The following is a 14,486-nucleotide window of genomic DNA, read 5'->3' on the forward strand; positions in this document are numbered from 1 at the left end:
TTATAAATTAAGAAAAATATCAAATGAGTATCATTCTAAGCGTTCACGCAAGACAAATATTAGATTCAAGAGGTAATCCCACAGTAGAAGTGGACGTAGTTACCGAAAACGGAGTAATGGGTAGAGCTGCCGTTCCTTCAGGAGCTTCTACAGGAGAGCACGAAGCGGTTGAGCTAAGAGATGGAGGTAAGGCCTTTATGGGTAAGGGCGTAATGAAGGCCGTTGAAAACGTGAATACGGTCATTGCGGAGGAAATCTTAGGAATGTCCGTTTTTGAACAAAATCTTTTGGACCAAACTATGATAGATTTGGATGGTACTCCCAACAAATCCAAATTAGGCGCCAATGCTATCTTGGGTGTTTCTTTGGCTGCTGCAAAAGCCGCGGCTAATGAACTTGGTCTTTCATTATTCAGATACGTGGGTGGGGTCAGTGCCAATACGCTTCCGGTTCCTATGATGAACATCATTAATGGAGGTTCTCATTCCGATGCGCCTATCGCTTTCCAGGAATTTATGGTGATGCCGGTAAAGGCGAACAGTTTTTCCCATGCCATGCAAATGGGAACGGAAATTTTTCATAACCTGAAAAAAGTATTACATGATAGAGGACTTAGTACAGCAGTAGGCGATGAGGGCGGTTTTGCGCCGAACCTAGCTGGCGGTACCGAGGATGCTTTGGACACCATTGCAAAGGCCGTTGATAAAGCAGGTTATAAGTTAGGTGACGATGTGATGATTGCTTTAGACTGCGCCGCTGCCGAGTTTTATGTGGACGGTGCTTACGACTACACAAAATTTGAAGGAAGTAAAGGAGTCGTAAGAACTTCAGAGGAACAGGCACAGTATTTAGCAGACCTTTCCAAAAAGTATCCCATAATATCTATTGAAGACGGAATGGATGAAAACGATTGGGACGGTTGGAAAGCACTAACGGATAAAATTGGTGATAAGGTTCAGTTGGTAGGGGATGATTTATTCGTTACGAACGTGGAGCGACTGTCTACCGGAATAGAAAAGGGAATTGCTAATTCAATCCTCATAAAAGTAAATCAGATAGGCACATTAACCGAGACTATTGCAGCGGTTAATATGGCTAAGAACGCGGGATATACTTCGGTAATGTCTCACCGTTCCGGAGAAACCGAAGACAATACGATTGCCGATTTGGCCGTGGCTTTGAATACGGGACAGATTAAAACTGGTTCTGCATCGCGTTCGGACAGAATGGCAAAATACAATCAACTCCTCCGTATTGAAGAGGAATTGGGCAGCATGGCCTACTATCCAAAAGAAAAGGCCTTTAAAATAAAATAGTCTTTAAGCTCCAAAATAAAGCCTTTCTCAATGAGAAGGGCTTTTTTTGGTGTAATCCAAAAAAGTGCCTATCTTTTTCCTAATTCTATAATAAATTCCCTCTTTTACTCCTTATGAATAATTTTCTTTTTGTTGCTGCCGAGAATGATGCCATACCAAATTGCAAAGCTGGTGGCATGGGTGATGTTGTACGCGATGTTCCAAGGGAAATCGCACGAAGAGGCGATAAGGTTCACGTAGTGGTTCCAGCTTATAGCCGTCTGCATAAGAACGGTGTTTTTAAGACCTATCTGGAATTTCAGTTAAGAGGTACGACCTACCGTGCCGAACTATATGAGGTTTCTCCCAAAAAGGTGATTGAGAATATTACCCATTATGTAATTCACCACCCGGAAATAGAGGAAGGCGGTATTGCACATATCTATCATGACGATCCTACAGAGCCCTTTTTCAATGACTTTGTTAAGTTCATGATTTTTAATACTGCGGTGGCGGAGGCAATGAATGTAGGGGTTTTTGGTAATTTGGATATTGTTCATATGCACGATTGGCATTCTAGCGCTGTCCTGTTTTTAAAAACGTATCATCCAAATTATAAAAACCTGAAAAAGATGCGTTATGTATATAGCATACATAACTTAGCTATTCAAGGTATTCGTCCGTTTTACAATAATTACGCATCGGTACATAATTGGTTTCCAGAAATTAATTTGGACCATCAGGCTCTTATGGATCCCAGGTATCAAGATTGTATAAATTTAATGGCGGTTGGAATTCGTTTAGCGGATGCCGTACATACTGTGTCACCTTCCTATAAGGAAGACGTCATGATTCCAAGTCGTAAGCCGGAGTTTATAGGTGGGGAAAGTTTGGAAAAGGACTTGCAGCAAGCCAATAATGAAGGTCGTTTGTTCGGTATTCTCAATGCCTCCAATTATGAAAATATTCGGGAAGCTGAGAAAGGATTGCTTTATAGAAACACCGTTAAGGCATTATTCAGGTGGCTGCAGGATGAATCCAAAAAATACAAAGCAGATTTCTTGGCCCATACAGGGGAAAAAATTATGGAATATGTTGGGAACCGTCCAAAATTTATTGTATCCAGTGTTGCCCGCTTAACAGAACAAAAGTTTTATTTCTTTATGCGTTCGCCAGAGGCTTTGGAAACAATGCTAAAGCGGCTGGAAAAAGTAGATGGTATTTTTATGGTACTAGGTACTGGGGATCCCGGCTACGAGGAGCACTTTAGGAATATGAGTTATAAACATAAAAATTTCATATTTACAAATGGCCAATCGGAGGATTTAATCGATTCTATGTATTTGGAAACTGACCTTTATTTTATGCCAAGTCTTTTCGAGCCTTGCGGAATAAGTCAAATGTTAGCCATGAGGAACGGAAATCCCTGCCTAGTTCATCATACAGGTGGTCTTAAGGATACCGTTGAACATCTAAAAACCGGGTTCGCCTTCGATGGTAAAACATATGATGAAAAAATAAAAAACATGGTCAAGGTTTTTGATCAAGCTTTGGACATGTGGGAAAATGACCAACCAAAGTGGAAAAAGATAAAAGCCAATGCCAAGAAAATGAGGTTTACCTGGAAAAAATCCTTGGACGAATACTACAAATCATTGTATCTCCTTTAGTCCTATAGATGATGTTCTTTCACTGAAAAATCACCCCTGTTAATAATTCTTTAAAGGGTTTTGTTTAATTGTTAAAACCAGCTCTTTTACTTAAATTTACGACTCTCATATAATAAGTAATCACTACAAATGTCAGACAAAGCTACGTTAGAATTTAATGGTCAAAAATTTGAATTTCCTGTAATAAAGGGTACAGAAAACGAATCTGCAATTGATATAAAAACATTGCGCTCTGCCACGAGTGGTCTCATCACTATTGATCCAGGATACAAGAATACGGGTTCCTGTGAAAGCGCTATTACGTTTCTGGACGGAGAGAAGGGAATCCTTAGATATCGGGGTTATGCCATAGAAGAATTAGCGGAGAAAGCTGACTTTTTGGAAGTCGCTTATTTATTGATTTTTGGAGAATTGCCGAACAAACAGCAATTAGAGGCTTTTCATATCGATATAAAGAATGAGTCCCATGTGGATGAGGAAATGAAAAAGATTTTGGATGCTTTTCCAAAGTCAGCACATCCAATGGGTGTGCTTTCTTCCATGACCAGCGCTTTGATCGCCTTTAATCCTATCTCGGTCAACGTTACCTCAAAGGATGAGATGTACGGTGCCATTGTTCGTATACTTGCCAAGTTCCCTGTTTTGGTCGCTTGGACCATGAGAAAGAAAAAAGGATTGCCTTTAGATTATGGTGATGATAACTTAGGATATGTGGAGAACATTCATAAAATGATGTTCAAAAGGCCTTCCCAAGAGTATAAGCGAAACAAGACAGTTATCGATGCCTTGGATAAACTTTTAATTCTTCATGCCGATCACGAGCAAAACTGCTCGACTTCTACGGTAAGAATCGTAGGATCTTCTCATGCCGGATTGTTTGCCTCCCTCTCTGCAGGAATTTCTGCATTATGGGGTCCTTTACATGGAGGGGCGAACCAAGCTGTTCTGGAAATGTTGGAAGCTATTGAGAAGGATGGTGGGGATACGAAGAAATATATGGCCAAGGCAAAGGACAAGAGTGATCCTTTTAGATTAATGGGTTTTGGGCATAGGGTATATAAAAACTTTGACCCTAGGGCAAAAATTATTAAAAAAGCCGCCGAGGAAGTTTTAGCTGATCTGGGTATGGAGGACCCAATTCTTGAGATTGCCAAAGGATTGGCAAAGGAGGCTTTGGAAGATAAATATTTTGTGGATAGAAAACTCTATCCTAATGTTGATTTCTACTCAGGTATCATTTATAGAGCTTTAGGAATTCCTACAGAGATGTTTACCGTCATGTTCGCTTTAGGCAGGCTTCCGGGGTGGATTGCGCAGTGGAGAGAGATGCGATTGAACAATGAACCTATTGGTAGGCCAAGGCAAATTTACACAGGGGCTACACTAAGGCCATTTGTTGAAGTCGATAAACGGTAGATTGCTACCTTATTAAAAAAACAATGAAAGCTCTTTTATTTTTAAAGGAGCTTTTTTTATGCCAAAAATGAATTTTAATTTTGATAAAAAAGAATAGGAATGCTTCAGCTGAATATTAATGATGAAATTTCCCCGTTGAAGGCTGTTGTTTTGGGAACAGCTAAAAGTTGCGGACCTGTCCCGAAGGTTGAGGATGCATATGACCCTAAGTCCGTGGAACATATTCTAGCGGGAACATATCCAAAAGAAAGTGATATGATTAAGGAAATGGATGCTTTTGCTGAAGTTTTTGAAAAGTATGGTGTTAAGGTATTTAGGCCGGAAGTTCTGGAAGATTGTAATCAGATTTTTTCCCGTGATATCGCATTTGTTATCGAGGATAAATTAATCATTGCCAATATCCTTCCAGATCGCGACAAAGAGGTGGAAGCAATTTTACATGTTCTGGATAAAATAGATGATTCAAATATTCTACAACCACCGCCAGAAGTTCATGTAGAAGGTGGAGATGTAATGCCTTGGAACGATTATATTTTTATCGGTACTTATACCGCGCCAGACTATTCGAATCATATAACCGCTAGGACGAATAGCGCTGCGGTAGAATATATAAAGGATCAATTTCCACATAAGAAAGTGAAATCCTTTGAATTACGAAAATCTACTAATGCAAGGGAAAACGCCTTACATTTAGATTGCTGTTTTCAACCACTGGGTAAGGGTAAGGCCATTATTCATAAGAACGGGTTTTTAGTTGAAGAGGAGTATGAGTGGTTGGTCAATTTTTTCGGAAAGGAAAATGTTTTTGAAATAACGGCAGATGAAATGTACCAGATGTTCAGTAACGTTTTTTCTATCTCACCAGAAGTCATAGTTTCCGAACAGAATTTTACCAGATTGAACAATTGGCTTAGAGAACAAGGTTTTACCGTGGAGGAAATACCCTATGCTGAAATATCGAAGCAGGAAGGACTTTTACGATGTAGTACTTTACCCCTAATAAGGAAATAATCTATATGCAAATAACTAATACAATATTAATGATTCGCCCAGTGGCCTTTCGAATGAACGAACAGACTGCCGTGAACAATTATTTTCAAGAGGATTTGGACCTACAGAATCAAACGATAAATGAACGGGCCCAAAAGGAGTTTGATGATTTTGTAAAAACACTACGACTAAACGGAGTTAACGTCATAGTGGTGGACGACAAAAAGGAAAACGATACTCCGGACTCCATTTTTCCCAATAACTGGGTATCTTTTCACCAAAGTGGAACAGTAGCCATATATCCCATGTTCGCCGAGAATCGTCGAAAGGAACGGAGAGAGGATATCTTTGCTATTTTGGAAGAAGAGGGTTTTCTAATCAAGGATATCATCGACTATACCTCTGCAGAGAAAGAAGGGGTGTTTCTAGAAGGTACGGGCAGTATCTTGAAGGATAGGGAGAATCAAAAAGCCTATTGTGCCCTCTCCGAAAGAGCTCACGAGGAACTATTTATAGAATTCTGCGAGGATTTTGATTGTTTTCCGGTCATTTTTACGGCTTACCAATCTGTAAATGGTCAGCGGTTACCAATTTATCATACCAATGTGATGATGGCCATGGCGGAGACTTTTGTTGTTATTTGTTTGGACACCATCGACGACAAAAAAGAGCGTAAGAACGTGGTTGACCACTTAAAAAAAGATGGAAAAGAAATCATTGCTATTACGGAAGAGCAGATGCATCACTTTGCCGGCAATATGCTTCAGGTAATTGGGGCGAGCGATAAACGTTACATGGTAATGAGTTCTGCCGCTTACAATAGTCTTCAACCAAATCAAATCGAGGCCATTACAAAACACTGCGAGATTATCCATAGCTCATTAGCTACGATAGAAACCTGTGGTGGTGGAAGTGCAAGATGTATGATGGCCGAGGTTTTCTTACCTCGGGCTTAGTCACTATTATTTATATGATATCGCGTCCTATGGTGTAATCCCGCCAAAGATTGCTTAACTTTTAGGTAACTCGTTAAAAGTACCTTTTTATGAAAACTAGAATTGTATTACCCCTACTTCTTTGCCTAGTAGGAGTTCTTATAGCATCGACCAGAGGACCCAGTTCTTCAGAATATGACTTGGCTTATTTGCAGAAAAATGATAGCAAGGTCTCTAATCCAGCTTTTGACAAGATGATGGACGTGTTGACGCACCAACGGTGTATGAACTGTCATCCAAATGATAATATTCCCAAACAAGGAGACGATAGCCATCCCCATTATTTTGACATGGCGAGAGGGGATGATAATATGGGTTTTCAAGCTACTCAATGTGCCACCTGTCATCAATCTGAAAATAATGAATACTCGGGTGTTCCAGGAGCACCTCACTGGTCTTTGGCTCCTGCTTCCATGGGTTGGCAGGGTCTGAGTAGGATTGAAATTGCGGAGCAATTGTTGGATAAAGAAACGAATGGAGGTAAAACCCATGAGGAATTAATTGAGCACATGACCGAGGACGAGCTGGTATTATGGGCTTGGAAACCAGGAGTGGATGCCGATGGAAACATGAGAACTCCTCCTCCTGTTTCCGAAGAAGAATTCGCAAAAGCTGTAAAAGAATGGTTCAAGGATGGTGCTAGGATTCCATCGAAATAAATTAAGAATATGATGAAAGTTTCTTTGAATGTGAACGGTACTTCCCATACCATCGAGGTAGAAGACGAAAACACCCCCTTACTCTGGATTATCAGGGATATGTTGGATTTAAAAGGGACAAAATTTGGTTGCGGAAAGGCCGCTTGTGGAGCTTGTACCTTGCACGTGGACGGAGAAGCCGTACGGTCATGTTCCTATGCGATTAAATTTGCGGAAGGAAAGGAAATCACTACTATAGAGGGATTAGGTACCAAAGAAAACCCACACCCCGTGCAGCAAGCTTGGACCGAAGAAATAGTACCACAATGTGGCTACTGTCAACCTGGTTTTATGATGGCTACTGCTGCACTAATTAATGAAGTCCCAGAACCAACCGATGAGGATATCGACAAGAACATTATTAATGTTTGTCGTTGCGCTACCTACTATCGTATGCGAAAGGCCATTCATAGGGCAGCTGAATTGAATAGGGAAATAGAGGCGCCGAAAACCCAAAATACTTAAGTGATGGCAGAAAAGAAAAAAGTATCTAGGCGTAAATTTTTGGTTAGAGGCGGACTAGGAACCATTGGTGTTTTGGCCGTGGGAACTTATTTATTCAGAAATCCGATTAGAAGGATGATTGCCGGGGTCATCAATACGATAGAAACTCCCTACCAGGGAAATACGGAGACACCAATTATTTGGTTTGAAATAACGAACGAAAATAGGGTTGTTCTATACAGTCCAAAAGTAGAGATGGGTCAAGGAACTTTTACCAGTTTGGCACAAATGGCAGCGGACGAGCTGGAAGTCGCTATGGAGCAAATTAGTGTAGTCCATGCGGATTCAGCTTCCGGCAATATGGACCAATTTGCTACAGGAGGAAGTACTTCGGTTTCCGCACTGTGGGTTCCACTAAGGGAGCTAGCGGCTACCATGCGAGAAATGATAAAAGCCGAGGCAGCCAAAAAAATGGGGGTGGATGCCTCTGGGCTGGCCCTAGAAAACGGTATCGTTTCCTCAGGGGGCAAAACTATGACGTTTGCAGCTGTGGTAGAGGGTGTTTCTGAATGGGATATCCCGGATACCCCAAAGTTGAAACCTCTAGCCGATTATAAATTTATAGGTAAGCCCATAGCACGCGTAGATTTAATCGATAAGGTATATGGGGCACCTATCTTTGGAATGGATGCGACCATGCCTGATATGCTTTATGGTTCCGTGGTCCGTTCATCAAGAATAGGGTCAACATACGTAGGTGCGGATACCTCAAAGGCCGAAGGTATGCCTGGGGTCGTCAAAATTGTAAAGGAAAATGACTTTGTTGGTGTAGTAGCAAACTCACTGATACAGGCCGAGAATGCAAAAGCTGTCATTGAAGCCCAGTGGGAAGGACAAAAGGAATTGCAGACAGCGGATATTAGGGGTATGGTCACCATGGGAAAAGGTGAGCCTTTCGTTATCCAGAAGGTAGGCGATGCTGAAGAAATTTTACAGGATGAAGATCAAACAATTGTTTCGGAATATTGGAGTCCGATAGGAGCGCATGCCCAATTGGAACCTTGTGGAGCACTTGCCTATGTGGAGAAAGACAAGGCTACTATAATGATATCCACCCAAGTGGTGAGTGTTACCCGTGATGAAATTGCAGAGCGTTTAGGTTTTGATGTGGAGCAAGTGAATATAGTACCTACATTTCTGGGCGGTGCTTTTGGTAGAAGATTACACACTCCAAATGGGATACAGGCAGCGGTCTTATCAAAGGCTGTTGGGAAACCCGTGAAATGTTTTTTTACTAGGAAGGAAGAATTTCAAAATGATACGTTTAGGCCCCCGACCCACCATGTTATGAAAGGAAAACTAAGTGCCGAGGGAATGATTGATGCTTTAGAGCACAATGTTTCCAGCGGGGACGTAGCTTTTGGTTCTCCTATGCTGCCCGGCATCCTGGAGCCGATATTAGGAGCCGATTTAGGCGCATGGCGGGGCGGGATGATTCAATATAGTGGAATACCCAACTACCGTGCTATTTCGTGGCGCGTAAAACTGCCATTTGCTACAAGTTGGTGGCGTAGTCTTGGGCTTTTGGCCAATACCTTTGCAATTGAAAGTTTTATAGATGAATTGGCTGTAAAAGCAGGAAGTAATCCGGCTGAATTTCGTTTGGCCCAAATACAGGATGATGAACGGGGTAAACGTTTAAAATCGGTCATAAATGCAGTGGTCAAAAAATCTGGTTACACGGATAAAGTAATCAATGGCAGGGCCATGGGCTTCGCTGTCTCGACGGATGCCAATACGCCTTGTGCGGAAATCGCTGAGGTTTCCATACAGGATAACGAGATCAAAGTTCATAAAGTAACTTGCGCCATAGACCCTGGACTAGCTGTGAACCCGGATCAGGTACGGGCACAATGTGAAGGAGCTATCATAATGGGGATGAGTGCTGCGATGTTCGAAAAGATGGAAGTGGAGAACGGTGAACTTACGCCTACAATCTACGGACCCTATCAGATGGCATTAATGAAGGATGCTCCAAAAGAGATTGATGTTATCCTCTTGCAAGGTTCGGACTTTCCAGGTGCGGTAGGTGAACCTCCATTAGGTCCTATTGGTGCGGCTATTGCGAACGCCGTTTTCAGGCTTACCGGGAAAAGACTTCGGGAGATGCCGTTGCAGTTGTCATGATTTGGCCTTTGCAATGTTACGTATCATCCCTCCAAAAATAAAATAATGTAGCGGTACAATACTGTACCAATACAAACGACCCCTTAGCCCTCTAGGTCTAAAAGTGGCCGTTTGGTGCAGAACATTTTGCTCATCGATTCTGAACTCTAACCATGCTTCACCGGGTAATTTCATTTCTGCAAACAATAAAAGTCTTTTTCCTTTTTTGTCGGCTAATAGAACACGCCAAAAATCCAAAGCGTCTCCCGGATATATCTTATCCGGGTGGGTTCTTCCGCGCCTTAGTCCTACACCACCGATAAGCTTATCTAAGAATCCTCTTAATTTCCAAAGCCAATCCCCATAGTACCATCCCTTTTCACCACCTATTGTCCAAATATTCTGCAAAACTTGCTTTGGATTATTAACTTTCATTGTTTGAACGTCCCTTAGAACTCCAAACTTTGGCACCTGGATGTACTTTTCTAGATTCCGATTGAATCGGCCACTGATCATACTGTCCTTCCAACTGCTAATAACTAAATTTTGTTCTATTTTCTTAAAAGCCATATCAATGGCTTCAGTATAACTGTGTGGCTTAATGTTCAATAATTTTGCTAATCGGTCATCATTGGCAATGACCTCAATTTTCATACTATCCACTAAATTCAACGCTAATTTATAGGAAGTTGAGGTTACGAAATACAACCAGTAGGAGGACAGTTTAGGGGTCATGACCGGAACGGTCACAATCCAATTTTTGAAACCTCTCGCATTGGCGTACCGATGTAGCATTTCTTTATAAGTGAGAACATCTGGTCCGGCAATATCAAAAGATTCGTCATACGTTTTTTCATTGCCTAAAACCCCGGTCAAAAAAGAGATGACATCCCTAATGGCAATGGGCTGCGTTTTTGTGAGTACCCACTTCGGCGTAATCATAAAAGGTAATTTCTCACAAAGATCTCGTATAATTTCAAAAGAGGAACTCCCGGACCCAACTATAATGCCAGCGCGCAAAACGGTTAGGCTGAAATCTCCCTTATAAAGGATTTCTTCCACATTTTTGCGGGACCATAAATGTTTAGAGAGGTTTTCGTCATTGACAATACCGCTCAAGTAGATTACCTGTTTAATGTTGGTTTCGGCAACATAAGTATTAAAATTTACCGCTGTGGTGGCTTCCATTTCGTCAAAATCCTTGGTGGACGTACTCATGGAATGTATCAGAAAGTATGCGGCATCCAGGTCCTTTGGAAGTTTGTCCGGTTCAACATCTTTTAAAAAATCAATTTCAACAATATCAATTTGCTTTTTTACCTGATCATCAACGGATAAGCGAGCAGCATCCCTTACGGCACAGACAACCTGATGGCCAGCATCCAATAATTGCGGCAGCAAACGCATTCCTATATAACCATTGGCACCTGTAAGTAGAATTTTCATAAATCCTCTATTGAAGTCGGTGCGTTATCGGCCTTATAGCCTAAAATCTTCTGAAAGAACTTTTGTACAGCTTTGGTATCGGATTCTACTTTTATAAAATAGCTGTCGCGATATATGCTATATACTGAGGCATCTCCTTTATAAAGAGTTAGTTTGTAATAGGGGATAACAAGAGCAAAGGTTTCCAACAAAGATCTAAACCGTACAATGATTCCTTTAGGTCTCATTTCTATATTGCAAGTATTCCTATTATTATCGAGTAATAACAGGTTCCCAATTTCTAAGCTGGTTTCCGTAATAATTAATTTGGGGGATCCAATACCTCCCATAGCCCATCTTTCCTTCAAGGTGAACGGTTTTCCAACAGCTTCGTCTACTTTTTGGGTAATACTTTTGTTATTGTAGGACACGTTTAACAACATAAATCTTCTTTTTAAGCTTTTTCTTTAAAGTTAATTAAAAGGATAGGGAATGACCACATTATCTTTATAAAAGCTTAAAATTGTTTAGTTTTGCAGCCTTAAGAAACACTGATAATGAATCTCCAAGAAGTCCTTGATAATAAAGTAAAAGAAGCGGTTTTGTCCCTTTACAAGGTGGCCTTGCCCTCAGTGGAATTTCAGCCTACCAGGAAGGATTTTAAAGGAGATATCACCGTTGTGGTTTTTCCTATGCTAAGGCATGTGAAAGGCAACCCGGTTCAAATAGGTGAACAGATCGGTGAATATTTGGAAAAGGAAGTAGAAGCTGTTTTCGGTTTCAATGTGGTGAAAGGATTTTTAAACATTATAATAGCGGATACTTTTTATCTAAAGTTTTTCAATGAAATACAAGCTCAGATAAATTACGGTCTTGTAAATGCGAATAATGAGGCGGTGATGGTGGAATATTCATCCCCCAATACCAACAAACCTTTGCATCTAGGGCATATCCGAAATAATCTATTGGGCTATTCCGTAGCTGAAATATTAAAGGCCTCGGGAAAAAAGGTCTACAAAACACAGATTATTAATGACCGGGGAATCCATATTTGTAAAAGTATGTTGGCCTGGCAGCGATTTGGAAATGGAGAAACGCCTGAATCCACTGGTTTAAAAGGAGACAAGCTAGTTGGTAATTATTATGTCGCTTTTGATAAGGCATATAAAAAACAGATTGCCCAAAACGTAGCTTTAGGAATTGATCCAAAAGTAGCGGAAAAAGAAGCGCCAATTTTATTGGAGGCGCAGGAAATGCTTCAAAAATGGGAAGCCGGGGATGAGGAAGTGGTTTCTCTCTGGAAAAAGATGAACGGATGGGTCTATGAAGGTTTTGAAGAGACATACAAGAACCTTGGGGTAGACTTTGATAAGTTTTATTATGAAAGTGATACCTATTTATTAGGAAAGGATGTGGTAGCCGATGGTATTGATAAAGGTGTTTTCTATAAAAAAGACGATGGTAGTGTTTGGATCGATTTGACCGATGAAGGCTTGGACGAAAAAATAGTATTGCGCTCAGATGGCACAGCGGTATATATGACTCAAGATATTGGTACGGCTATTCAACGGGTAAAGGATTACCCGGACATTAGCGGAATGGTCTATACGGTAGGAAATGAACAAGATTACCATTTTAAAGTACTGTTTCTGATTTTAAAGAAACTCGGATTTTCTTGGGCGGAAAAATTGTATCACTTGAGTTATGGAATGGTCGATCTTCCAAGCGGAAAGATGAAAAGTAGGGAAGGCACCGTGGTAGATGCGGATGATTTAATGGCCGATATGACGAAAACGGCAGCAGCAATATCCGAGGATTTGGGAAAGTTGGAAGAATACTCCGAAGCTGAAAAGCAAGATCTCTATAAAATGATTGGACTTGGAGCTTTAAAGTATTATATCTTGAAAGTAGATCCCAAGAAGAGAATTCTTTTTAACCCGGAAGAATCTGTGGATTTTCAAGGAAATACAGGACCATTTATTCAGTATACCTATGCCCGAATTCAATCCATCCTAAGAAAAGCTGAGGATACTCATGTAAATCTGTCGACCCCGATGGACACGGTAGATGAGCTACATCCAAAAGAAAAAGAACTTATTAAACAACTACAATTGTTTCCTGAGACTATTCAGATGGCTGCTGAGAACTATAGTCCTGCCTTGATAGCAAATTATACCTATGACTTGGTCAAGGAGTTTAATTCCTTTTATCAGCAAGTTTCCATTTTAGGTGAGGCAGATGAAACTAAAAAAGTGCTACGTGTACAATTGTCCCAAAAAGTGGGTGAGGTAATACAGTCTGCGTTTAAGCTTTTAGGTATAGAAGTTCCAGATAGAATGTAAATAAGAAAGACCGCTTAAAAGCGGTCTTTCACATAGCAACTTAAGATATAACCAACTAAATATAGTTGCTATTTTATTTTATGCTGTCTTTTTGGAGGCAGCTACTGCCGCACCATATACTACAAGGCCAAAACCAATTTTATTGATGGCATCACCTATGTTATAAATAACATCCATGTTAAGTCCAAGGTTTCCGAGTCCATCGTACCATCCTGGTGTACCGGCCATGTATCCTAATGGGTATATTGCCCATCCAACCAACACAAACCAACATAGAGTTTTGTGTGCTGTTAAGACTGAACCACCTGCTTGTTCGGCCAATTTTTTTGCCGAACCGAACCATATTTCATATACAATATAGAAGTAAGCCAAACCTGAAATTAAACCCCATATAGCTGGTCCGGATCCAGTGTTGTAAACAGCTTCTCCAAAGTATCCAGTTACAAGCATAATTACCGATGCAAATATGAGTTTCCACATTAACGATTTTTTAGCTCCAGCAACTTTTAGGATGAGGTAAAATTCAACGCACATTAGCGGCACTGTTAATACCCAGTCTACATACCTAAAGAATGTAGGAGATTCACCTACGGTTGCCCAATAGTCGCGCATGTACCAATAGTGTACCGCTGCAATGAAGGTAATTAATCCCGATACTAAAATCGAGGTTTTCCATTTTCTATCAAAGTCGTTCATAGAAAAGAAGAAAAAAGCCGAAGCGGCCATCATAGCCATACATCCTACAAAGAAGGTAAAGCCAACGTAATCATTTGTAGCCATTTTAGCTACAAGGGGAATTGAAGTCATTAAATTTTCCATAATTTTTAGATTAATTGATTTTGTTTAAGTAAATTTAGATAAAATTAAACATAAATTGTTCTATAAAAATGTTAATTATTTATTCAAAGTAAAATTATTTTATATTCTGTGGAAAAAAAGTTAGTCAAAAATGTGGATTTAGGAAGTTTTGCTATAGTCGCTACTTTTTTTTCTTTGTGGCTAGCGGTTTCTTTTGAGAAGGATATTGAAGATATCATGGCCTATG

Annotated in this window: 12 protein-coding genes; 9 read left to right on the forward strand and 3 right to left on the reverse strand. The window is 40.5% G+C overall.

What is annotated here, in order from left to right; translation table 11 throughout:
* Positions 1 to 23 precede the first annotated feature (23 nt).
* From eno to N8A89_RS11970, 8 genes are all read left to right on the forward strand, one after another.
* Positions 24 to 1,316, forward strand: coding sequence for a phosphopyruvate hydratase (gene eno, locus N8A89_RS11935; protein ID WP_281542474.1), 1,293 nt, complete (start codon positions 24 to 26; stop codon positions 1,314 to 1,316).
* Positions 1,317 to 1,429: 113 nt separating this feature from the next.
* Positions 1,430 to 2,965: a glycogen synthase gene (locus N8A89_RS11940; RefSeq protein ID WP_281542475.1), complete on the forward strand. Its 1,536-nt coding sequence runs from the start codon at positions 1,430 to 1,432 to the stop codon at positions 2,963 to 2,965.
* A gap of 129 nt (positions 2,966 to 3,094) precedes the next feature.
* Positions 3,095 to 4,381 (forward strand): citrate synthase, encoded by a 1,287-nt coding sequence (locus N8A89_RS11945; RefSeq protein WP_289644368.1) that lies wholly within the window; start codon positions 3,095 to 3,097, stop codon positions 4,379 to 4,381.
* A 99-nt stretch (positions 4,382 to 4,480) separates the two neighbouring features.
* Positions 4,481 to 5,392 carry a dimethylarginine dimethylaminohydrolase family protein gene (locus N8A89_RS11950; RefSeq protein WP_281542476.1) on the forward strand — a complete coding sequence of 304 codons (912 nt, stop codon included), beginning with the start codon at positions 4,481 to 4,483 and terminating at the stop codon, positions 5,390 to 5,392.
* A 5-nt stretch (positions 5,393 to 5,397) separates the two neighbouring features.
* Entirely contained in the window at positions 5,398 to 6,327 is a 930-nt protein-coding gene (gene ctlX, locus N8A89_RS11955; RefSeq protein WP_281542477.1) for a citrulline utilization hydrolase CtlX, read from the forward strand.
* Between the two features lie 89 nt (positions 6,328 to 6,416).
* Positions 6,417 to 7,025, forward strand: a complete 609-nt coding sequence (locus N8A89_RS11960; protein ID WP_281542478.1) for a hypothetical protein — start codon at positions 6,417 to 6,419, stop codon at positions 7,023 to 7,025.
* A 12-nt stretch (positions 7,026 to 7,037) separates the two neighbouring features.
* Positions 7,038 to 7,529 carry a (2Fe-2S)-binding protein gene (locus N8A89_RS11965; RefSeq protein WP_289645560.1) on the forward strand — a complete coding sequence of 164 codons (492 nt, stop codon included), beginning with the start codon at positions 7,038 to 7,040 and terminating at the stop codon, positions 7,527 to 7,529.
* A 3-nt stretch (positions 7,530 to 7,532) separates the two neighbouring features.
* Entirely contained in the window at positions 7,533 to 9,695 is a 2,163-nt protein-coding gene (locus tag N8A89_RS11970; RefSeq protein WP_281542479.1) for a xanthine dehydrogenase family protein molybdopterin-binding subunit, read from the forward strand.
* Here the strand turns inward: N8A89_RS11970 and N8A89_RS11975 are convergent.
* Entirely contained in the window at positions 9,690 to 11,120 is a 1,431-nt protein-coding gene (locus N8A89_RS11975; protein WP_281542480.1) for an SDR family oxidoreductase, read from the reverse strand. The genes N8A89_RS11970 and N8A89_RS11975 overlap by 6 nt on opposite strands.
* Positions 11,117 to 11,542 carry a hypothetical protein gene (locus tag N8A89_RS11980; RefSeq protein ID WP_281542481.1) on the reverse strand — a complete coding sequence of 142 codons (426 nt, stop codon included), beginning with the start codon at positions 11,540 to 11,542 and terminating at the stop codon, positions 11,117 to 11,119. Before N8A89_RS11980 ends, N8A89_RS11975 begins: the two co-directional genes overlap by 4 nt.
* Before the next feature lie 114 nt (positions 11,543 to 11,656).
* Here N8A89_RS11980 and argS point away from each other — a divergent pair, with 114 nt between their 5' ends.
* Positions 11,657 to 13,441 carry an arginine--tRNA ligase gene (argS, locus tag N8A89_RS11985; RefSeq protein ID WP_289644369.1) on the forward strand — a complete coding sequence of 595 codons (1,785 nt, stop codon included), beginning with the start codon at positions 11,657 to 11,659 and terminating at the stop codon, positions 13,439 to 13,441.
* Positions 13,442 to 13,519: 78 nt separating this feature from the next.
* Here argS and N8A89_RS11990 read toward each other — a convergent pair whose 3' ends face one another.
* On the reverse strand, positions 13,520 to 14,260 hold the full coding sequence (locus N8A89_RS11990; protein ID WP_289644371.1) for a bacteriorhodopsin-like: 741 nt from the start codon (positions 14,258 to 14,260) through the stop codon (positions 13,520 to 13,522).
* Positions 14,261 to 14,486: the final 226 nt, after the last annotated feature.

This window comes from Maribacter aestuarii (assembly GCF_027474845.2).
In the GTDB taxonomy this organism is placed as follows: domain Bacteria; phylum Bacteroidota; class Bacteroidia; order Flavobacteriales; family Flavobacteriaceae; genus Maribacter; species Maribacter aestuarii.